18 protein-coding genes and 4 pseudogenes are annotated in these 20346 nt (G+C 60.9%); 10 read left to right on the forward strand and 12 right to left on the reverse strand.

Features of this window, described 5'->3' with window-relative positions:
• Positions 1-314: 314 nt before the first annotated feature.
• Positions 315-518, reverse strand: a complete 204-nt coding sequence (locus IVB54_RS12480; protein ID WP_247777243.1) for a hypothetical protein — start codon at positions 516-518, stop codon at positions 315-317.
• 826 nt (positions 519-1344) lie between these two features.
• Here IVB54_RS12480 and IVB54_RS12485 point away from each other — a divergent pair.
• Both IVB54_RS12485 and IVB54_RS12490 read left to right on the forward strand, forming a co-directional pair.
• A complete protein-coding gene (locus IVB54_RS12485; RefSeq protein WP_247777244.1) occupies positions 1345-1557 on the forward strand; it encodes a hypothetical protein in 213 nt (70 codons plus the stop codon).
• Between the two features lie 1238 nt (positions 1558-2795).
• A complete protein-coding gene (locus IVB54_RS12490; RefSeq protein ID WP_247777245.1) occupies positions 2796-3218 on the forward strand; it encodes an HAD hydrolase-like protein in 423 nt (140 codons plus the stop codon).
• 217 nt (positions 3219-3435) lie between these two features.
• Here the strand turns inward: IVB54_RS12490 and IVB54_RS41620 are convergent, their stop codons facing one another.
• Together IVB54_RS41620 and IVB54_RS12500 are read right to left on the reverse strand one after the other, a co-directional pair.
• The gene (locus IVB54_RS41620; RefSeq protein ID WP_346658850.1) at positions 3436-3696 is read right to left on the reverse strand and encodes a hypothetical protein; all 261 of its coding nucleotides are present in this window, start codon (positions 3694-3696) and stop codon (positions 3436-3438) included.
• A gap of 431 nt (positions 3697-4127) precedes the next feature.
• Positions 4128-4358 (reverse strand): hypothetical protein, encoded by a 231-nt coding sequence (locus tag IVB54_RS12500; RefSeq protein ID WP_247777246.1) that lies wholly within the window; start codon positions 4356-4358, stop codon positions 4128-4130.
• Positions 4359-5442: 1084 nt separating this feature from the next.
• Between IVB54_RS12500 and IVB54_RS12505 the strand changes: the two genes are divergently transcribed.
• Positions 5443-6408 carry a TIGR03885 family FMN-dependent LLM class oxidoreductase gene (locus tag IVB54_RS12505; RefSeq protein WP_247777247.1) on the forward strand — a complete coding sequence of 322 codons (966 nt, stop codon included), beginning with the start codon at positions 5443-5445 and terminating at the stop codon, positions 6406-6408.
• A gap of 526 nt (positions 6409-6934) precedes the next feature.
• Here the strand turns inward: IVB54_RS12505 and IVB54_RS12510 are convergent.
• Both IVB54_RS12510 and IVB54_RS12515 read right to left on the reverse strand, forming a co-directional pair.
• Positions 6935-7147, reverse strand: coding sequence for a hypothetical protein (locus IVB54_RS12510; protein WP_247777248.1), 213 nt, complete (start codon positions 7145-7147; stop codon positions 6935-6937).
• A gap of 2 nt (positions 7148-7149) precedes the next feature.
• Positions 7150-7434: pseudogene (locus tag IVB54_RS12515) on the reverse strand (DNA ligase); the annotation flags it as partial.
• 440 nt (positions 7435-7874) lie between these two features.
• Between IVB54_RS12515 and istA the strand changes: the two are divergent.
• Together istA and istB are read left to right on the forward strand one after the other, a co-directional pair.
• Entirely contained in the window at positions 7875-9407 is a 1533-nt protein-coding gene (istA, locus tag IVB54_RS12520; protein WP_247777507.1) for an IS21 family transposase, read from the forward strand.
• 11 nt (positions 9408-9418) lie between these two features.
• A complete protein-coding gene (gene istB, locus IVB54_RS12525; protein WP_247454818.1) occupies positions 9419-10162 on the forward strand; it encodes an IS21-like element helper ATPase IstB in 744 nt (247 codons plus the stop codon).
• A gap of 343 nt (positions 10163-10505) precedes the next feature.
• Here the strand turns inward: istB and IVB54_RS12530 are convergent.
• A pseudogene (locus IVB54_RS12530) lies at positions 10506-10714 on the reverse strand (cold-shock protein).
• A gap of 474 nt (positions 10715-11188) precedes the next feature.
• Here IVB54_RS12530 and IVB54_RS12535 point away from each other — a divergent pair.
• The 4 genes from IVB54_RS12535 to IVB54_RS12550 all read left to right on the forward strand — a co-directional run bounded on the left by IVB54_RS12535 (position 11189) and on the right by IVB54_RS12550 (position 14118).
• Positions 11189-11416 carry a hypothetical protein gene (locus IVB54_RS12535; RefSeq protein ID WP_247777250.1) on the forward strand — a complete coding sequence of 76 codons (228 nt, stop codon included), beginning with the start codon at positions 11189-11191 and terminating at the stop codon, positions 11414-11416.
• A 270-nt stretch (positions 11417-11686) separates the two neighbouring features.
• Complete coding sequence (locus IVB54_RS12540; RefSeq protein ID WP_247297715.1) at positions 11687-12160, forward strand: transposase; 474 nt, start codon at positions 11687-11689, stop codon at positions 12158-12160.
• Entirely contained in the window at positions 12141-12494 is a 354-nt protein-coding gene (tnpB, locus tag IVB54_RS12545; protein ID WP_148750250.1) for an IS66 family insertion sequence element accessory protein TnpB, read from the forward strand. The genes IVB54_RS12540 and tnpB overlap by 20 nt, the downstream gene beginning before the upstream one ends.
• A 52-nt stretch (positions 12495-12546) precedes the next feature.
• Positions 12547-14118, forward strand: coding sequence for an IS66 family transposase (locus IVB54_RS12550; protein WP_247384585.1), 1572 nt, complete (start codon positions 12547-12549; stop codon positions 14116-14118).
• 206 nt (positions 14119-14324) lie between these two features.
• On the opposite strand, the gene IVB54_RS12555 is transcribed toward IVB54_RS12550, so the two are convergent.
• From IVB54_RS12555 to IVB54_RS12570, 4 genes and pseudogenes are all read right to left on the reverse strand, one after another.
• Positions 14325-14477: a hypothetical protein gene (locus tag IVB54_RS12555; protein ID WP_247777251.1), complete on the reverse strand. Its 153-nt coding sequence runs from the start codon at positions 14475-14477 to the stop codon at positions 14325-14327.
• Positions 14478-14881: 404 nt separating this feature from the next.
• Positions 14882-15124 carry a hypothetical protein gene (locus tag IVB54_RS12560; RefSeq protein ID WP_247777252.1) on the reverse strand — a complete coding sequence of 81 codons (243 nt, stop codon included), beginning with the start codon at positions 15122-15124 and terminating at the stop codon, positions 14882-14884.
• 14 nt (positions 15125-15138) lie between these two features.
• A complete protein-coding gene (locus tag IVB54_RS12565; RefSeq protein ID WP_247777253.1) occupies positions 15139-15327 on the reverse strand; it encodes a hypothetical protein in 189 nt (62 codons plus the stop codon).
• Positions 15328-16022: 695 nt separating this feature from the next.
• Positions 16023-16390, reverse strand: a pseudogene (locus tag IVB54_RS12570) (transposase); the annotation flags it as partial.
• 2 nt (positions 16391-16392) lie between these two features.
• On the opposite strand from IVB54_RS12570, the pseudogene IVB54_RS12575 reads away from it, so the two are divergent.
• A pseudogene (locus IVB54_RS12575) lies at positions 16393-16926 on the forward strand (transposase); the annotation flags it as partial.
• Between the two features lie 94 nt (positions 16927-17020).
• Here IVB54_RS12575 and ftsZ read toward each other — a convergent pair.
• Both ftsZ and groL read right to left on the reverse strand, forming a co-directional pair.
• Positions 17021-18085 carry a cell division protein FtsZ gene (gene ftsZ, locus IVB54_RS12580; RefSeq protein WP_247777254.1) on the reverse strand — a complete coding sequence of 355 codons (1065 nt, stop codon included), beginning with the start codon at positions 18083-18085 and terminating at the stop codon, positions 17021-17023.
• Positions 18086-18659: 574 nt separating this feature from the next.
• On the reverse strand, positions 18660-20309 hold the full coding sequence (gene groL / locus IVB54_RS12585; RefSeq protein ID WP_247777255.1) for a chaperonin GroEL: 1650 nt from the start codon (positions 20307-20309) through the stop codon (positions 18660-18662).
• Positions 20310-20346: the final 37 nt, after the last annotated feature.

Below are 20346 nucleotides of genomic sequence, written 5' to 3' on the forward strand. Positions count from 1 at the left end.
GGCCTGGGTACGAACCGCTTTTGAGAGCAATTTTTCGACGACTGTTTGCTCTTTGGTCGGAAAGTACGTCGCAACCAACGACAGGACACCAGCGATGCAGACGGCCGTCAAAGCGGCGCCTGCAACGCTTACCGCACCTCGCAATAGCAACTGCCTCAACGCGTGAAACATGATATCTGCATAGTCGGAAATGCTTAACGAACATACTGCGCGCGATCGACGGCGCCCAGAAACGCACGTCGCATCGCGCGCATCCTGTCAGATCGAGGTTGCGTGGAGCGAGAGCACTGTCGGATGACCGAGTAGGTGCCGGTCTATTGCGTGAGCGACAAGCCAAGAACAAATGCCTTAGCCGCCGTCGCGCCCGGCGTTCGCTTCAATTTCTTTGCGATCTTCGTGACACCAGTCTTTTGCTTCGCAAGTAACTTCAGCGTCTTCAGGTCGTCTTTCGTCCACTCGCGACGAACACTTTTTTCTTCTTGGCCAACTTGGCGCTCCTTCGTTGATAGGAGCGCCAACACGTGTCGCGCAGTTCGCAAATGCCTCGTGAATGGCGCTGTTTGACGGACGCTGTCCTTTTCGACAGATGTAGGCCGTCCTGAGCCGTGTACATGATCGCGCTAAAGGACGAGGGCCGCGGTTATGCGACGTTACTACTTCCCGATTTTTCACAAGGGAGAGACACATGCGGACGATGTGGGGGAGCTATTTGGCTCGGCTCAACTAGCCGTCCAATACGGCGCGCGCGTCGCTCGGGACATCGCCAGCGACCTCGACTATGGTTTTAGCCAAGCGGCGTCGTCGTCAGAGTCAATCGTCAACGCTAGGGAAGCGCAACGTTGGCGAACAATGCCCACCAATTCGTGCCGGCGGGCCTCCTGCACACGGCTGTGATGCGCATTGTGTGAAGTAGTTCACAACCGGCAGGGTATCACCGAGCGTAGCGTGCGCGCTTCCACTGGAGGGAAGCGCAATGAAGTGGAACTTGGCAACCTATCGAATGCTCGCGCTGACCGCCGCTGTTCTGGCGGCGGCTGGTACTACTATGGCCATCGGTACTCCTCGTGGAGTCCCTGAACCAATGTTGGGATCCAATTGGCAATGCAGCCGGACCATGCTGCTCGTGACCACGTGTGCGCACTGAAGCATTGATCGGATAGCCGCAGACGCGCGCTCGGCAAAGCTAGCGGGTGCTCGTTCACACATCTCGGCCTTCACGAACGTCGGCCTAACAATCGGTTAACGAAGAACCCATAGCGTGTTCCGCCGTTGACCTGCATCCCGTCACGCATGACGAGGTAGGTCTAGGACGGGGCCGATACCATGGCGGACCTAAGGGAAAAATTGGACAAACTCCGCGCCGATGCCGCGGATTTGGTCCTTATGAGCAGACGATCGAGCGACCCGCAAAAGCGCGCACTTTTCGAACGCTTGGCAGATGAGCTCGCCATAGAGGCTCTCGAACTCGAGCAGGTGGTGAAGCTGCAAAGCCGGCGCTCCGGTCACAGCGACATGGATAAAGTCGTGCTCCTCCACGTGCGTCCAGATCGTCGCTGACCCAATCCCTTTCCATTTGTGGGCGTCGATACCAACCCCTCCGACCCATGCGGCGGCCGCCCGATCTATGTAAGGCCCGAGCTCGCCGCTCGAATGGCGCGACCAAGCAGATAGATAGCTCGCCGCCAAAAAGCCAATCCCCGGCTCGCTCCACTAGGGGATCGGCGGCTTGCAATCGTTGCAAATGTCGTCCGATTAACCATTAAATAATAAAACGGAAATTAAATAAATTAAATGATGGACGAGGTTTAAATTTGGATTAGGATGCGAATGCTTGGCGCCGGACGAACGCGTCAAGGACCTCCTGGAAGCGGCCCCATCATCGTGCCCCCTGCTTACGCCGTCCAAAGGATGTAGGGGCCGCTTCTTTTCTTTGGCAAATTGGGAGGCGAATCATGCAGTTCCTGTCATTAGGTGATTGGTTTTTCATCTCCGCAGCAACGGGTACGCTCCTACTGGTTGAGGTCGGAGTTTTGATCATTGTGGGCGTGATCTGAGCCGGACGTTTTCCCTCAATTTAATTTCAGCGCTCCCAGCGCGGACTGCACTTTATGCCCTCCATAGTGTCTACGCACTTCAGCACAGAGCTTTCCGAGCAACGCTCCCATGGTCGCGGGCGTGCGCCTGCTGCCTGCCTCTCTTCCACTCCTACTGAGGGGGCGAGTGGGCGGAGAACCATCAACGTCATGCCTGAGGTCGCGAATGACAACGCGGGCACCTGGCCTCTGCTACCGTTTTCGGATGGTTGGTACGCCACCTGTTGATCTGTGATGCGGCTCGGTCCTGCGGTTGCTCAGCACGTAGCAGGCGGGCGCATTTTGAAAGCTTTCGATTGCCCACCATCCGCCGGCTCCCAGGTCGGCGGGCTTTTCATTCGAGCGAAAGCCGCCCGTTGCACCCAGTAGAAGCACCTTGACGCCACTTAATGCAAAGGCTGTACTGGCTATATTCTACCGCGTTAGCGGCCTCGCAGTTTTTGTGTGTGATTATTTTAGGGGCGTTCCATGCGTAATTTTGCTCGCGCAGATGTCCTGCGCCGCCAGTATCTCGATGCACTCATCTCTGAACTTTCCGAACTCGAAGCCCTTCGCAACCGCGTGCTCGAAGCTGAGCAAAGAAGGATTGGCACGCCGCACCGACGGCGGAGAGGATCAGTCAGAAGAGCATATAAAGTTCGCGGGCGCCTCTAACCTTCCGCGCTCCGCAGACGATTAGTTGCCAGCTAAGGCGTTCGTGACGTGTTTCGCGTGCTCACGGAGATGGGTGGGCGCGTCGCGCTCGCGACCGACTGCAGGGGGATTCCGTTCAAGCGGTATCTCTCGCTTCTGGATGCGAATGACTACATCGCGGCGACTGCCTGCGGGGATGACGTCGAGCATGGCAAGCCAGACCCGCGCCTTGTCGGCATCGCGCTGCGCAAGCTTGCGCTGCCAAGCGCGCAGTCGGTGATGGTGGGCGATACGCCTTATGATGTCGAGGCCGGGCTCGAAGCTGGCGCGAAAGCGGCCGGCGTTCTTACAGGCGGCTTCAGCGAAGAGACTCTCTCGCAGGCCGGATGCTTTGCCGTCGCCCACGATATTCGAGCGTTGCTGGCGCATCTTCTGCGTGGCGAGCCCGAGCCGAAGCGGGTCCAGCTGGATCTGCTGCGAAAATCAGCCTGATGTCGGCGCGCGGGTAAACTCATACAATCGCTGATACTGCGCCGCAAATAGGCCACCGCGTCTCTAAAATAATGTTTCTCCTCACGGAAATGTCTGTCAGCTGGCGGGTTGTCAGGCATAAAACCAGGAGAGGAAAGTCCATGCGAATAGCAACCTTGACGATCTCCGTCCTTCTTGCGGCAACAGCGTTGCCAGTACATGCACAGCAAACATCACCTCAGGCAATCCAAGAAGAAGCGGACAAGGGCGTAAAAACGCGCAACTCCGGAGCATCCGGCGTTGTCGGCGAGCAGAAAGCGGGCTCCGCGAACATGCCCGGCCAGATGGGGACCGGCGATTCATCATCGCAGCCGAGCGCGCAGAATTCAGGGACGGGCGTCAGCGGCGCGCCGGGCAACAAGAACGGCCCGCCCGCCAACGCGACGACGACGGGGTCTTCCAACTCGGCTGTCCAGCAGCAGGACAGTTCGGGGGTCAAGGGTCTTCCTGGAAACAAGAGCGGCCCGCCTGCCAGGAGATAAGCCTCATCTCGCGCCTGCCTGGCGCAGCGCTGCTTTTGCTGCGCCGGGACCGCATCGAATGCAGCTGCTCCGCGCATTAGCGAGGCTGCCGTGAGGCCCAGGACGACGGCAACTTTCGAAGCTGCACGAACGAGGGGCCGCCGCTTCAGCGTGATTCCGGATCTAACCTATCCATCGACACTTAATATGCGAAGGAAGTTGCCGAGCCGCTCGCATCGGCCAAGATGTGCAGCACCGGACATTGCTCTCGTCCGGGACCAGCGTGGCGAGGCCGTCCGGGGATCATACTCCGCCCGGCGGCTCCGTTGCGATGGGGGACCTGCTGCAACTTACAGCGGGCTCACAGCTCTTCATGGTGGGATCCCGATGGGACAGCGTAATCGTTGATTTAGTTGACATCTATCGCTCGCAGACCCTGCTTTGTCGGCTCGTAGCGTTGGCCCTGCTGCTCGAGCCAGCCGCCTTCGACCATCTTCCGCGCCAGAGACATCGTGCATATCGGCTGAGTGCCGCCGGGATGGTAGAGCGCGTCTCCGTCCTGAATCAGGTAGCCGTATATGCGGGCCGCTCGCAGCGGCTCAATCATCCCGGGAAAGAGAACGAAGGGCTTGTCGGTCATTGCTTGTCTCAGGCGCGGGTACTCCCGCGTCGCGCTCCACTGACGCGTCGCGCCGCTCGTTCGATAGCCGCGCCCAAGGTCAGTCCAAGCACGACATCGGTCGTCCAGTGCGCAAGCACGGCCACTCTGGTTGCCGCCAACGCGCCCCCAATCGCCAGGAATACTGCAGCTTTTCCTGGGATAGGCCCAACTCAGAGCCGAGACGATCGCACCAATTTGCACACTATGGCCAGAGGGAAAGGAGTCATGCGGCTGGCCTGACGTCTTAACCCCACGCCGATCCGGGCCTACGACGACCCGGTCCGGTCGTGTTCGATCGAACACTCGCTTCATGATCTTCGGCAACATGACTGCTGCCGCGAGCGATATAGCTACGTGATCTGCGACAAGGCGTTGCCGCCGATCGCCTCCACGCGACATGATCCAACCTACGGCCGCCAACGTACCGAGGACACGAGCATCAGCAGCCCATGTCATAGATCTCCCAAAGTCCTGAATAACGGGGTTGGTGTGGCGGGCTGCTGAAGTCGCTATCGCTGCATCGATTGAGGTAGGCGGTATTAACAAATGTTTCATGGGCTCTGTTGGTTGATGGGGAGTGCGAGCAACGCGCACCTGTGACGACGCGCGCACGCACAGGCGTTCCTACTTGCCAGCGCCAGCAAGACGGTGGAGGGGAAGTAGAAGCGAACACCGCCTTCTATTCGCTGTGGACGCCCGGTGCGAGTGATCCGGTGCGCTGCTTACGCCGCGGATGGCGGCATTCCTCTTCTCGGAGGCATTTCGCCGCGAGACTGGCGACCAGCGGATGCCAGAGTGCCAGTTCCAGAACATCACCCAAGTTCAACGGGCGAGTGCGCGGTCACGTCCCAAATGCAAACCCGAACTCGCTGATTTCAACCAGGCAGGTGATATCGAATCCAAGAGTTCGCGCTCTCCCTGGCTTAGGAACGGCCGCTTTCGCTGATGAGTTGAAGGCTCACTCCGGCTGCACACGGTCCGCATCTGCATCAGGTCTGCTGTACCAGCAAACTGATGTCCTGCCGACGTGCCGACGGATCTCATCTGCAAGGACCGAGAAAAGATGGCGCGCTTCGGATACCACGTTTCGCACGAGCAGTTTGCGCCTTCGGATCTGCTGCGTTGGACCAAGCGCGCGGAGGAGGCGGGCTTCGACTGCGCGATGTCGTCCGACCATTTCCATCCGTGGAGCGAGCGACAAGGCCAATCCGGGTTCGCCTGGTCGTGGCTGGGGGCCGCTTTGGAAGGGACCTCGCTACCTTTCGGCATCATCTCGGCCCCCGGGTATCGTTATCACCCCGCCGTATTAGCTCAGGGCGCTGCAACGCTGGCGCAGATGTACCCTGGTCGCTTTTGGCTGGCGCTCGGCAGCGGTGAGGCGATCAACGAATCTATCACTGGTCTGCCATGGCCCGAAAAGCAGGAGCGCAACGCACGCCTTCTTGAATGTGTAGAGATCATCAGGGCGCTTTTCGCGGGCGAGACCGTTACTCATCGTGGCCGCGTCACTGTCATCGAGGCAACGCTCTACAGCCGCCCGGAAGAGCCGGTCACGTTGGTCGGTGCCGCCGTGAGCGAGAAGACGGCAGAATGGCTGGGCGGCTGGGCCGACGCTCTCATCACCGTCCAGGCGCCCCCAAAGCAGCTTGGAAAGGTGGTAGAGGCGTTCCGCCGTGGCGGCGGGCACGGCAAGCCCGTCATCTTGCAGGCGGCGCTATCATGGGCACCGAGCGAGGAGGAGGCTGAAGCCGAGGCACTCCACCAATGGGCTCCAAATATCGCCGGCGGAGAGGTGAACTGGGACCTCCGTCGGCCACAGGACTTCGACACAGTCGGCCGCCTTGTGAAGGGCGAGGACATTCGTCGGTCGGTCCTGGTCTCCGCGGACCTCGGACAGCACCGAGCGTGGCTGGCCGAGTACGCCGAGATGGGGTTCGCCGAAATCCACCTTCATCAAGTCGGGCGGCGGCAACTGAGCTTTATCGACGCATTCGGGGCGCACGTGCTGCCGGCCTTGAGAGAGGTTTAAGAGGGCTCGGCTTCGTGTCGGCTGCAGGCGTCATCGAGCTTCGAGAGTCACGGTACGCCAGGTCCTTGCCCCCGCACCGTTCGCCGCACCTGATGCATCGATACAGGTTCGACCACCTTGCCCCGCCCGGCGTTGAGCATGGGCGTGGACAGGCATGGGTGCGCAGCGCAACTCGGGCACGCGCGAGTTTCATCATCATTTGTGACCGTCATCGTAATGGCCGTCTCTCGCCTACAAATACTAAGCGGCTCATGCGGGGATGCGCATTCCATTAAGCCCAAAAATGAGACCACGCCGCCGCGTTGCGGGACTGCAGTATACCGACTGTCTGGTGCGGGGGTTAGGCCTCGAGACGCTATGCCACTGCTACGCTAACGGCGGCGTCGGTCTTGCTGCCCATACGCGAAGCGCGGGTTGATTTTACGATCGACAAGGCGACCCGATGCTGCGGCCATACATTGGCGGCGCGTCAGATGCGCAGCGCCTATCAGTTTCTTGCACTTATTCGGCATCCGCCTGGGGCGGCTCACACGGGTTCGTCCGACTTTGATCTCGGGTGAACCCGGGAGTCGACCAGGACCTCGGTAATTGCATCGCGGAGGGCGTCGCGATCGAGGATTCCGATAAGGCGGTCGACGGTTGCAGCAGCATCGTGCTGGTGCGTGAGGTAGTCAGCCAGAGCCATCATGGCCCGATCATAGCTCTGCTCGATCTTTTCAGCTGGTGTCTGGCGATCCATTGTCAGAGATCCTCCCGTTGGCCTTTGAAGAATGGATGCCCCACCTGGCCCTCGGCCGACTTGGCGCGATATTCGATCTCCGCGAGCAGCTTCGGTTCGACCGAGATGCCCTTGTGCGCGATGCGCTTTGTGTAGGGCTGCGTCTTCCGTTTGAGTGGCTCCAGACGCTTGCGGAGCTCGGCCGCCGACGTCTTGTCGAAGCCGTGGTCGACCTTGCCGGCATAGGTCAGCTCGTTGCCCTTGCGCCTGGCCAGGTACATTCCATCCCACTTGCCGTTGTCGAGGGAGCGCGAGATCCGCTCGTTCGCTGAAGCAGAGACAAATCGGTAGTGCTGCAAGCTCGCGATGCTTAGGACGAAAATTGCGCCGATGACCGTCGCGGCCATCACAAGAGTGAAGCTGGGGGTGCCTGGAAGCCCGGACGCGCCGCCGCCCTCATCTCTTGCGGTCACAGCGAAATCCATACTCCGGGGACAATCCCTCAGCTGAGTTCGCCCGTCCGCCGGCCATTCTCGTTCGCCCCCTGCGGATTTCGATCGATGTCGCCCAGGATTCCGAGATGATCTCGCCCACCATTCCGATTTGAAGTCGCCCACCCATTCCGAGATGATCTCGCCCACCATTCCGGGATGATGTCGCCCGGGTGACGAGGCCTCTTCTGGCTCCCATAGGGTCAACTCTTTCGGCTTTGCGAAGGGGACCCTGGATGCTGACGGAGAGGCTTGCGATGCGCCGTGTGCGCGATGTGATCAGAATGAAGGCGGCCGGGCTGCCGAGCCGCGAGATTGCGCGACGGGTGGGCGCGGCGCCCTGGACGGTGCGACTGGCGCTCCGGCGGTTCGAGGCCGCGGGCTTGAGCTGGCCGTTGCCAGACGACGTCACCGACACGGTTCTGGAACTTCGCCTGTTCGCGAAGACCGGCAATGGCAACCGTCAGGGTCACCGCCGCATCGCCGAGCCCGACTGGGCGACCGTGCACCGCGAGCTCAAACGCAAGCACGTGACGCTGTCGATCCTGTGGGAGGAATATATCGCCACCGAGCCCGGCGGATACCGGTACTCGCGCTTCTGTGAGCTCTACCGCGCCTGGGAGGGCCGCCTGTCGGTGACGATGCGCCAGGCCCATGCGGCCGGCGACAAGTTGTTCGTCGACTATGCCGGCGATGGCGTGCCGGTGGTGGTCGACCGCCTGACCGGTGAGCGCAGAACGGCGCAGATCTTCGTCGCCGTGCTCGGCGCATCGAGCTTCACCTACGCGCAGGCGACGTGGACGCAGGGGCTCGCCGACTGGATCAGCGCCCATGTTGGCGCCTTCGCGGCGATCGGCGGCATACCGGCGCTGGTGGTGCCCGACAACACCAAGGTCGCGGTCATTAAGGCGAGCCTGTACGACCCGCAGATCAATCGTACCTACGCGGAGATGGCGGCGCATTACGGCACCGCCATCTTGCCGGCGCGGCCGCGCAAGCCGCGCGACAAGGCCAAGGTCGAGCAGGCCGTCCTCATCGTCGAGCGCTGGCTGCTCGGCCGCCTGCGTCATCGCACCTTCTACAGCCTGGCCGAGGTCAATGCGGCGATCGGCGAACTGCTCACGAGGCTGAACGAGGAACGGCCGATCCGGCGGATAGGCGTGACACGCCGCCGGTTGCTCGAGGAGGTCGACCGGCCGGCGCTCAAGCCATTGCCGGGTTCCCCCTACGTCCCCGCCGAGTGGCGGATCCGCCGCGTCAGTCTCGATTACCACGTCGAGGTGGAGAAGCATTACTACAGCGTTCCGCATCGCTTCGCCCGCGCCGAGGTCGAGGTGCGGTTCACGGCCCGCACCGTCGAGATCTTCCACAAGGGCGAGCGGATCGCCGCGCATCAGCGCATGAGCGGCAATCACAAACACACCACCGTGCCGGAGCACATGGCCTCCAGCCATCGGCGCTACGCCGGCTGGACCATCGCGCGTATCCGCCAGGACGCCGCCGCGATCGGGCCGGCGACCAGCGCGTTGTGCGACCTCATTCTCGACGAGCGCTCGCACCCCGAGCAAGGCTTCCGCGCCTGTCTCGGCATCCTCAGGCTCGCCGCCTCCTATGGACGCGAACGGCTGGACGCTGCGGCTGCGCGGGCGATCGACATCGGCGCGCGCACCTATGGCTCGGTCAAGTCGATCCTCGCCAACAATCTCGATCGGCGTCCTGCTCACCAGCGCTCCGCGGACGATGCGCCGATCCTGCATGCCAACATCCGCGGACCGCGCTACTACAATTAGGAGATCATCCCTTGCTCACCCATCCGACCCTCGACCGCCTCAACGCCCTCGGCCTCCATGGCATGGCCAAGGCCTTCGCCGACATCGAAGCCACCGGTGAGGCCGCAAGCCTCGGTCACGCCGAATGGCTCGCGCTGCTGCTCGAACGTGAAGCCTCGCTGCGGCACGACAAACGGCTCGCCACCCGCCTGCGCTACGCAAAGCTGCGCCAGCAGGCGTGCGTCGAGGACATCGACTACCGCACCCCGCGCGGTCTCGACCGCCCGCTGTTCGCTAAGCTTGTCGAGGGCCGTTGGATCGACGACCACGTCAATCTCCTGATCTGCGGCCCGGCCGGCGTCGGCAAGAGTTGGCTCGCCTCGGCGCTCGGCCACAAGGCCTGTCGCGACAATCGCTCTGTGCTCTATCAGCGCGTCCCGCGACTGTTCGACGATCTGGCGCTCGCCCGCGGCGACGGCCGCCATCCACGCCTGTTGCGCGGCCTTGGCCGTGTCGATCTGCTGATCCTCGATGATTGGGGACTCGAGCCGCTCGACGCCGGTGCCCGTCACGACCTCCTGGAAATCCTCGAAGATCGCTACGGTCATCGCTCCACCATCGTCACCAGCCAGCTCCCCGTGGACCAGTGGCATCTGCTCATTGGAGATCCCACCTATGCCGACGCCGTGCTCGATCGTCTCGTCCACAATGCCCATCGGCTCGACCTCACCGGTGAGAGCCTGCGGCGAACCCGGCAATCCGCCCGAAAGACCTGAGCCCGTGGCGCTGTGGACATGCCGCTGCGCTTGGACGACGCAATCGCGTTGCCCACATGCCCACAGCAACCGCAGAAGAAGAAAACAGGTCGAAGTCGCGATTCCAGATTGACCACGCGGCTGGACCGATGCCAGAGAACCAGCCGGCCAGAACGCCTCGCCGCTGGGCGAGATCAAATCGGAAAAGGTGGGCGACATCGTCTCGGAATCCACGGGCGACTTCATATCGGTACGCCTGGGCGACTTCGTCGGAATCCGCACCCCGATGACCCGGTGGCGGGGCAGGACCACAAGCTCTGCCAGTACATCCGTGGCTGGACCGACAGGTCTGTTGTGCTCTTAATTAAGCAGCACGAAGATTTTCGGCAGCGGACTTGCCCGAACGACCGTCTGCGACGACGTCACGGACAGCGTCTGACCTTCGCTCAGAGTATCCATACCGACGCGTTCGACCGCGCTGATGTGAACAAAAACGTCATTGCTACCGTTTGTCGGCTGGATAAAACCGAACCCCTTTTGGGTGTTAAACCACTTCACTGTACCTGTGTTCATCAGGTCTGCCTTTCCTAAGCGCGCAGGACCCGGCGCGCATAGTTGCGGCCAGTGTTCCGGTTAGTCGATGTTGGAGGATGTCTGAAACGTGCGCGCCGCCAGGATCTGAGGCGAAGTTCGGCCAGTATCGATGCTTGAGACAATAGACCAGCAGTTGCGAGACTTCAAGAAGAACGCCAACGGTGCCTCCCATCATGGTTGGTGTATTCGTTGCGTAGTTAAGAGCCCGTCGAACCCGGCGACTGGATGACGCCAACCTGAGGGCTCCAGTATGGCGCCACAGACCAATAGCTGAGTCGTCCCTGGCAGACGCCACGAGGGTGCAAACCAGTGCGTCACGGTCCTTGACCAGGCATTCGACCGCTGGGCAGTTGCCGAATTGGTTGTGAACGTACTCCGTTCCGAGTTGCGGGACATCCCTCTCGAAAGCGCCCATTCGCCTTACTATATGAGCTGGGGCGGCTAGGAGGAAATATGTCAGACCGACGAGAACTATATCGCAGTCCAAATGGCGACACTTGGTTCATCGCGCGCGAGCCGACCAGCGGTCATGCTTTTATTATTCATCAGCCCAATGCCCCATCTGGTGGCCGCCTTTCTCACATTGAATTGGGCGACTTCTTGCGTGACGGAAATGGACCCGAACAGCAAGCGTTGTTGAGACTGATCGGAACACTGGTGGAGGTACCGCCGTTTGCCTAGGTCCGGAAGTGCTGCCAAGCTTAGCAACAGGCCCACCGTTGCTCAGTTCGCTAAATTTGAACGAAGCCAGTCCCGGAGTTTGGCGCGCTGAACAATCTCACCAGCTCAACAGCGGCTTCCATGCGTTTGTACCGGTTGTAAGTTGGATCCTCGGCAGCGCGCTCGGCAGTTCTCTGTATTGTCTAAGGGTAAGCGCGAATTTCCCTGCACCTTTTGCTTTTGAGTGCTCTGATGCATGAGGTGTCCACCAAAATAGGTGGACACCTTGTGATGGCAGACGATGATCAGAAACTGCGGGTCAGGCTTGTTGGTCGGAACGGTCGCCGGCGCTACGAGGCGGCATCGAAGGAGCGTCTTGTCGCGAGTTGTCTTGAGCCTGGCGTTTCGGTATCGAGACTTGCGCTCGAACACGGGGTCAACGCGAACCTGCTTCGGAAATGGATCAAGAAGCACACCGCGACCAGGTCTCTCCCGCGGTCTCCCCCATCGGCGTTCATCCCGGTTCAACTTGAGGGGGCTTCCGATCGCGCCCTGTCGCGGGGGAGCAGCGTGGCGATGGTGGGTTTGCCGGCGGCTTGCGATGAAGTGCGCGGGTCGGAACCCAAGGGGACTACAGCTTTTTGTTCTCCGGCCAAAGTGAGCGCGTCGCTGCCGAACGGCGTGAAGGTCGCGCTGGAATGCGGCGATGTGGATGCATTGACGGCGATCATCGGAGCCCTGGGCCATGTTCAGACTGGGCGGTGACCTGCAGGTCTATCTGCACCGTGAGCCGATCGACTTCCGGGCTGGCATCAACAGCCTTGCGGTTCTGGTCCAGGAGACGATGGCGCTCGATCCGTTCGCTCCGGCGGTTTTTGCGTTCTGCAATCGCCGTTGCGACCGGATGAAGTTGCTGTTCTTCGACCGGTCCGGCTTTGTGCTGGTCCTGAAGCGGCTGACCGAGGACAAGTTCCGATGGCCGCGCCGCCAGGAGGCGGTCGTCACGCTGACGACCGAGCAATTGCACTGGATCCTTGACGGCATCGATATCGATGCGATGGTCCGCCATCCGGTGCGGCAATATCAGGTTGCCGGCTGAGCTCTCGACTTGAGCGGTTGACGCGTCGGTACGGTTCAGATTCAAGAATCCGATGAATCGAACCGGCGAACCGAGTGTCGAAGCGCTGTTGGCGCGCATTGCTGCGCTGCAGGTGGAGAATCGTCAGCTCACGGAGCGCGTCGTCAGGCTCGAGGAAGAACTGGCGCTGGCACGCCTGCATCGTTTTGCGCCGCGCAGCGAAAAGCACGTCGACCGTCTGTTCAATGAAGCCGAGCAGGCCGCCGACGAGGATGATGCCGGCAGCGAAACGGACAATATCGCCGAACTTCCGGACACGGGCTTGCCACCCGTCGAAAGCACAACGGGAAAGAAGCGCGGCCGCAGACCGCTGCCGGCGAACCTGCCGCGTGAGCGGGTCGAGTATGACCTGCCCGACGATCAGAAGGCGTGTCCTTGCTGCCGTGGCCAGATGCATCGCATGGGCGAGACTGTCACCGAGCAACTTCATATCGAGGTGAAGGCGAAGGTTTTACAGAATGTGCGCTTCAAATATGGGTGCCGCCATTGCGATCGCACCGGGATCAATGCCCCTGTCGTGACCGCGCCGATGCCGACGCAGCCCTTGCCGGGCAGCGTTGCCACGGCCTCAACGCTGGCGTTCGCGCTGGTTCACAAATATGTCGATGGCACGCCGCTCTACCGTCTGGCGCAGGCCTTCGAACGCGCAGGTGTTCCTGTCAGCCGCGGCGCTTTGGGTCACTGGGTGATCGGCTCGAGCGAGAAGCATCTGCATCGCATCTCAGACGCCCTGAAGCTGCGGCTCAGACTGCAACCTCTCATCCATGGCGACGAGACGACGGTTCAGGTCCTCAAGGAGAAGGACAAAAAAGCCACCAGCACATCGTACATGTGGGCTTATCGCAGCGGCCAGGGCAGTCACGAGCCCATCGTTCTTCTGGATTATCAGCCGGGCCGCGGCCAGATCCACCCGCAGGCCTTCCTCGGCGATTACCGTGGCATCGTGATGAGTGACGGCTATACCGCATGGCGCACGCTGGAAGGGACCACCCACATTGGATGCATGGCCCACTCCCGACGGCGCTTTGTCGATGCCCTCAAGGCGAGGAAGAAGGGCGGCGGCCCGCCAGAGCAGGCGCTGCGGTTCTTCGAACAGCTTTACCGGGTTGAAAGGCAGGCGCGGGACGAAAAACCAGACAGAGGCGAAACGCCAGATCAATGCATTCGCCGCTTCCGCCAGCAACACAGCATTCCCGTCCTGAACGCCCTCAAGGAATGGCTCGATCAAATCGCCCCGAAGGTCTTGCCCGACAGCAAGCTTGGCGATGCCGTATCCTACACTCTGAACCAATGGTCATATCTGACGCGCTACACGCAAGACGGCAGGATGCCGATCGACAACAATCTCCTGGAGCGCGATATCAGAATCTTTGCCACTGGCAGAAAGAGCTGGCTGTTCAGCGACACCGTCGAGGGAGCCAGGGCCAGTGCCGTCGTCTACAGTCTGATGCTGACCTGCCGCGCCTCACGCGTCGAGCCGTTAGCCTGGTTGCGCCACGTGCTCACCGAATTGCCTCAGCGCGCCGACGACGCCGATATCACCGACCTGCTGCCCTTCAACTTCCCCAAAACCGCCGCTGCCTGAACGGGTCAGATGCCGCCCTCGATACGAAGGCCATCCGTCAAAAGCGCGGGCGTCATCGTGCGGAGAAAATCGCGCTTACGTCTAAGGAAGGTTGCGATTGCTTCATGCGTCCTCCGTTAGCATGGACATGGGATTCCAGCCCGCCATCAATGCAGTCCGGCCTGACCATTCTCCACATCAGGGGCAGTAGAATCGGCCGAGCGACGCTAGGTACGGAAGAAACCGAACCAGACAACGGCCATAGCGATCACCGCGACACTTTGGCTGATGAGAAGCAGCCAAAGGATCGAGGGCCCGGGTTCGGCTTGACGCGCTTCCGTGGGTGTTTCGATAATGATGCCGTGCTTTTTTCTCACCATGATTGCACCTAAATTTTCGGTGCTAAGTCGGCGCGGTCAAATACCGGGACAATCTCAACATCCTCCGGCAAGGCACCGATGGCGTGTCTTCCGCAGCATGGCGCAACGCTTCGGTGCTTGCATCGAATCCATCGGTAGTTTCGTTCGCGCCGCTACCCGCGTCGTGACGACCTGGCGGGACTTGATGGCCCGCATCGGATTCTGTGTTCGGTATCTTTGCGGACATAAGATATCCTTTCGTTTTGCATACCAAGCTGTCCCAACGGGTATGGTTCCTACCCTCGCTGAGCGTCGAGCAAGCGCAGGCGTCTTTGCGCACACGGGAGGTTACGCACAAGGTTGAGTACAAATACGTATCATGACACCTGTTGTGCGCTGCCAGCGCACGATGAAAGTCAGGTTGGCTACCGCCGAAGAAGCAATTCCTCATTGGCAGCAAGTGAGATTGTGCGCGTCATGAGTGTAGCGCGGATGAATTTGGTCTGCCTACCGGCGGGACCTCCCGTCCAGCCACTGGTGCTCCCCGGCAAGCGCGCGCCCGCCGCCTCCATGCGCTGATAGCGGCGCGCGGCGGGCGCCGTTTGGGCCTGCTCCGCGAGCTGCGCGCAGTTCTCGGCGCACTCAAGATATTCGCGGGTCCGGTACATGATGCTGCTCCTAACTAATGGGTGTTGCTCTCCTGCCATTTCTCCAGGTCAAAATCCGGTCGGTCGGGTGGGATTTGATCCTTCTCAGGATTGCCCTTCCACGGCTCGTTTGTCTGCCTGTGATTGGGTGCGTTAGTCTGCTGCCGGGGATCATCCAGCGGCGTCTCGCGTGGGTCTTCGTCTTGTGGGCGTTTGTTTTCCATGAAAGGTAACGGGCGCCGGGCGCTATCCGTTCCTAAGTAACACAGCAACAAAGGCTCCAAAAATGCGTTTAGGGGCATGCAGCGCATAGCCTATTCGCCTTCATCCGTGCCGCGGTGGTGATGCTCGCCCGCATGATCGGAGAGGGCGGCGCGCGTGTGGCGACCCCATACCGATGAAGGGCAAAAGTGTGGAGTAGCGGACTGCTTCGCCTCTCCCACTCTGGTGAATTGCGTTTGCAACAGCTCGCTCTGCGAGCGTGCATGCTTCAGTGAATATGTGGCGAGCTTCACTAACGTCAGCGATCCCGCCGTGAGCCTCTGTGACCAGAGCGCCGTTGACATTTGTATGGGTCGAGGATTGACCGCGCGATTTACTCAATCCGAAACACTGACCTCCACTGTCATCGTTGAGAAAGCCGATCCCGCATAGCTTCCAGACACCGGCTTGGCGGATACCGCTGCTGAGGTGCTGAAAGCCACGGGGCGCGACAGCATTCCCCAGCCCGCGCCGGGATGGTCAAATCTCGCAGTCTACATTCCGCAAAGACAGCGAGTTCCATTGAAACCTAAGGGGATCGCGGCTTTGGTCGATGGTTATCGCGGCTTCGGATTTGGCCCGAGCAGCTCGCCGGAAGCGCCCCGCGCTCGGTCATGCTGCTTCGGGGCTGGATGATATCCGATCTTGATCGGGCCAACGCGCTTACGGGATTCTTCCGACTGAGCTTGATGCCACGGATTGATCGTTCGACCGTGTTGTTGTCGAGTTTGATGCGGTCGTCATCGATAAAGCGCGTTGAGCCTTGCCAGCGCGAGAGGGCGTAGCGGATGGCCCCGGCGAGCTTGATCTTCTCGCTGATGAGAGCCAGCTTGGCGCGCAGCCATACCTCGAAGGCGTCGGCCAATGGTAGGCTCTTCTGCTGCCGCACGCGAGGCGCCGCTCCTCCGCACTGGGGCCGCGGATCTCCTTCTCGATCGCATAGAATGCGGCGATGTGCTTCAGCGCCTCACTCGCGATCGGAGCGGGGCCGGTTGTCGCGAGTTCGTAGAAGTTGCGCCGCATGTGCGGACGCCCAGTGGGCTTCAGGCCATTATAACGGTGCCGACCTGTGGCGTCGCCTTAAGGTGCTAGGCTTTAGGGGCTCTGAGCGAGTTATTAGAGAGTGGACGACACGCCCGCGCGCCGAAACGCCCGATGCTCAAAGTCTACAGCGCGTGCCGTCTGCCAGAACCATCGCCCGCCTGATGACCGATGGCCGCGATGCGCTATCAAAGTCTGAGACCGTTACCATCGCGGCGATCGAGAAGGGCGTTCCTCTGCTGGTGGAAGCTCGCGAAATCATCATCGCTTTCCACGCCATGATCCGCAAGAAGACTCACGTGGATCTTGATCCATGGCTGGAACGAGCATGCGCAAGTCTCGTCGCATCCTTCGCCAACGGCATCACCAAAGACAAGGCCGCCATCAACGCTGCGATTACAACATCTTGGTCTAACGGGCAGACCGAAGGTCAGATTACCAAGCTCAAGCTCGTCAAGCGTCAGATGTACGGGCGCGCCAAGCTCGATCTTCTTCAGGCGCGCTTGATCGGCGCTACATGATCACCAATGCACCAAAATTGCGTCAGAGCCAATGTTGGAAGCCGATGGGGGTCAAAGTTTGGCGCTTATTCCCAGCGAATGCGGTGCGCGTCGGTCAGCGGTGTATTATGCCCGATCCGGCGATCTGACGGCTGTCGTTGCGCAGCCTGCCGGCGAGTTCCGTAAGTGCGCTTTCCGCTGGTTGCGCGTGCGGCGCGGAGTCGAGATTATCGATGCCGGTCGCCACTACCGAGACGCGGACGATACCTTCCAAGCTTTCATCGAACGATGCCCCAATGATGATATTGGCGTCCTGGTCGGCCTCGTCGCGAATGCGGGTAGCAGCTTCGTCGACCTCGAATAACATCAGGTCCTTGCCGCCAGTGATGGAGATTATGAGGCCGCTGGCACGCTTGATCGAGGGGTCCTCGATCAATGGATTGGAAATCGCGGCCATGGCGGCGGTGAGCACGCGGTTTGCGCCAGAAGCCTCGCCCCTGCCCATCATGGCCTTGCCCTTCTCGCGCATTACGGCGAGAACGTCGGCAAAATCGAGGTTGATCAGACCTTCCTTGACTATGAGGTCGCTGATGCAGGCCACACCCGAATAAAGCACCTGATCGGCCAACGCGAAGGCATTGGCGAACGTGGTCTTCTCGTTGGCCACCCGGAATAGGTTCTGGTTCGGGATGATCAGCAGAGTGTCCACCACCTTCAGCAGTTCCGCGACGCCGGCCTCGGCAAGGCGCATGCGGCGCTGGCCCTCGAAGTGGAATGGCTTAGTGACTACACCGATGGTGAGAATGCCAAGCTCACGCGCAGTCTTGGCGATAATGGGCGCTGCGCCGGTGCCGGTACCGCCGCCCATGCCCGCAGTAACGAACACCATGTGTGCGCCGGTCAAATGATCCCGGATCGCGTCGATCGTCTCTTCGGCTGCAGCGCGCCCCACTTCAGGATGCGAGCCAGCGCCGAGACCTTCCGTCACCCGCGTGCCCATCTGGATGAGACGCTCGGCCTTCGACATGCTAAGCGCCTGTGCATCGGTATTGGCGACGATGAAGTCGACGCCTTGCAGCCCGGTCGCGATCATGTTGTTGACAGCATTGCCACCGGCACCGCCGACCCCAAACACGGTAATGCGCGCCTTCATCTCGCGAATATCGGTAATGCTGGTCATTTTTGCCTCGCAATTGCTCTACCGAGCTGGGGAATGAGAGGACACGGATTGCTATACGCCAGGACTTTGCTCCGAAAGTGAGCGCGGCAAGCGCAGTCGGCGACGAGCGACCACCGGCGAGATTTTCAGGCACGCACCTAGCGCGGCATATGCCAGCGTCTCGCCGGACACCGGCTGTTCTCCTAGAACGAACCGAGCGGCAATCAGCTGATGATGACCGGGCAATGACGGCAGGCTAGGCCGCGATGGTTAACGAACTCCTAAGGGCGAGCAGCGGTCTGCACTTGAGCGTAACCGGTTGTGAATGCTGATCGAACACTGACCCCCATCGGCGTCCTCGGGACCCCTTCAGGCCCTTGATTTCATGGAATTCAGATGATGGGACCCCACGCCGATCATGGCTGAGACCCCAGGCCGAAACACAGTTAGCGTGCGGGTCGGTCCTCATGCCCTCATGGTCGCCACCTTGGCTGGCTCTCGATCGAACTCAACAGCGTTGCGGCCGCTTCAAGACGTGGAGGGCCGGCTTCATCTTGTTGACGGAGTACAGGCGCAAGAATGAAGCCGGTCGCAACTAGAAATCCATACCACCCATGCCTCCCATGCCGCCGCCACCCGCAGGCACGCCGCCGCCTGCATTCCTCTTCGGCACCTCGGCCACCATGGCTTCAGTGGTAATCAAGAGAGCCGCGACCGAGGCCGCGTTCTGGATCGCCACGCGAACCACCTTGGTCGGGTCGATGATGCCCTTTGCGACCAAATTGCCGTACTCACCGGTCTGCGAGTCGAAGCCGTAGGAGTACTGCTCCTTTTCCAGGATCTTGCCGACGATGACCGAGCCGTCTTCACCGGCGTTGATCGCGATCTGGCGGGCGGGGTAGGACAGTGCCTTGCGCACAATCTCGACGCCGGTCTTCTGGTCGTCGTTCTTGGTGCGCAGGCCCTTGAGCTGCCCGGAGGCACGGAGCAGTGCGACGCCGCCGCCCGGGACGATGCCCTCCTCAACCGCCGCGCGGGTCGCATGCATCGCGTCATCAACGCGATCCTTGCGCTCCTTGACCTCGACTTCGGTCGCGCCGCCGACGCGGATCACGGCGACGCCGCCCGCGAGCTTGGCGAGACGCTCCTGCAGCTTCTCACGATCGTAGTCCGAGGTGGTTTCCTCGATCTGCGCCTTGATTTGATTAACACGCGCCTCGATGTCGGCCTTCTTGCCGGCGCCACTGACGATCGTGGTGTTCTCCTTGTCGATCATCACCTTCTTGGCGCGACCCAGCATTGCAAGCGTCACGTTCTCCATCTTGATACCGAGATCTTCCGAGATGGCCTCGCCGCCGGTCAGAATCGCGATGTCCTGCAGCATGGCCTTGCGGCGATCGCCGAAGCCGGGAGCCTTGACGGCCGCAACCTTCAGGCCGCCACGGAGACGGTTCACGACCAGGGTCGCAAGCGCTTCGCCTTCGACGTCCTCGGCGATGACAACCAACGGCTTGCCGCTCTGAACGACCGCTTCGAGCAGCGGAAGCAGCTCGTTGAGCTGAGACAGTTTCTTTTCGTTGATGAGGACGTAGGCGTCGTCCATCTCAACGCGCATCTTGTCTGCGTTGGTGACGAAGTAGGGCGAAATGTAGCCGCGATCGAACTGCATGCCCTCGACGACCTCGAGTTCGGTCTCGAGCGACTTGGCTTCCTCGACGGTGATGACACCCTCGTTGCCGACCTTCTTCATGGCGTCGGCGAGGAACTTGCCGATCTCCGCGTCGCCGTTGGCCGAGATGGTGCCGACCTGGGCGATCTCCTCGTTCGAGGTGACCTTCTTGGAGTTCTTCTGGAGGTCCGCAACGACGGCTTCGACCGCGAGATCGATACCGCGCTTGAGGTCCATCGGGTTCATGCCGGCGGCAACCGCCTTGGCGCCTTCCTTCACGATCGCGGCCGCGAGCACGGTCGCGGTGGTGGTGCCGTCGCCGGCCGCGTCAGCGGACTTGGAGGCGACTTCGCGCACCATCTGCGCGCCCATGTTCTCGAACTTCTCTTCGAGCTCGATTTCCTTGGCGACGGTGACGCCGTCCTTGGTGATGCGGGGAGCGCCGAACGACTTGTCGAGCACGACGTTGCGGCCCTTCGGACCGAGGGTCACCTTTACCGCGTTGTTAAGAATTTCGACGCCGCGCAACATGCGGTCACGGGCATCGACGCCGAACTTGACTTCTTTGGCTGACATAGTGATCTCCGTTTCAACTGGTCAAATCCCAAAGACC

It is taken from the genome of Bradyrhizobium sp. CW1 (assembly GCF_023100665.1).
Classification (GTDB): domain Bacteria; phylum Pseudomonadota; class Alphaproteobacteria; order Rhizobiales; family Xanthobacteraceae; genus Bradyrhizobium; species Bradyrhizobium canariense_D.

Excerpts from the sequence above, each read along its gene's own strand:
- IVB54_RS12500 (WP_247777246.1), bottom strand. The coding sequence starts at position 4,358 with ATGACCGACAAGCCCTTCGTTCTCTTTCCCGGGATGATTGAGCCGCTG.
- IVB54_RS12505 (WP_247777247.1), top strand. The coding sequence starts at position 5,443 with ATGGCGCGCTTCGGATACCACGTTTCGCACGAGCAGTTTGCGCCTTCG.
- IVB54_RS12540 (WP_247297715.1), top strand. The coding sequence starts at position 11,687 with ATGGCAGACGATGATCAGAAACTGCGGGTCAGGCTTGTTGGTCGGAAC.
- IVB54_RS12510 (WP_247777248.1), bottom strand. The coding sequence starts at position 7,147 with ATGGATCGCCAGACACCAGCTGAAAAGATCGAGCAGAGCTATGATCGG.
- tnpB (WP_148750250.1), top strand. The coding sequence starts at position 12,141 with ATGTTCAGACTGGGCGGTGACCTGCAGGTCTATCTGCACCGTGAGCCG.
- IVB54_RS12555 (WP_247777251.1), bottom strand. The coding sequence starts at position 14,477 with ATGGTGAGAAAAAAGCACGGCATCATTATCGAAACACCCACGGAAGCG.
- IVB54_RS12550 (WP_247384585.1), top strand. The coding sequence starts at position 12,547 with ATGAATCGAACCGGCGAACCGAGTGTCGAAGCGCTGTTGGCGCGCATT.
- IVB54_RS12560 (WP_247777252.1), bottom strand. The coding sequence starts at position 15,124 with ATGTACCGGACCCGCGAATATCTTGAGTGCGCCGAGAACTGCGCGCAG.
- IVB54_RS12535 (WP_247777250.1), top strand. The coding sequence starts at position 11,189 with ATGTCAGACCGACGAGAACTATATCGCAGTCCAAATGGCGACACTTGG.
- ftsZ (WP_247777254.1), bottom strand. The coding sequence starts at position 18,085 with ATGACCAGCATTACCGATATTCGCGAGATGAAGGCGCGCATTACCGTG.
- istA (WP_247777507.1), top strand. The coding sequence starts at position 7,875 with ATGCGCCGTGTGCGCGATGTGATCAGAATGAAGGCGGCCGGGCTGCCG.
- IVB54_RS12565 (WP_247777253.1), bottom strand. The coding sequence starts at position 15,327 with ATGGAAAACAAACGCCCACAAGACGAAGACCCACGCGAGACGCCGCTG.
- groL (WP_247777255.1), bottom strand. The coding sequence starts at position 20,309 with ATGTCAGCCAAAGAAGTCAAGTTCGGCGTCGATGCCCGTGACCGCATG.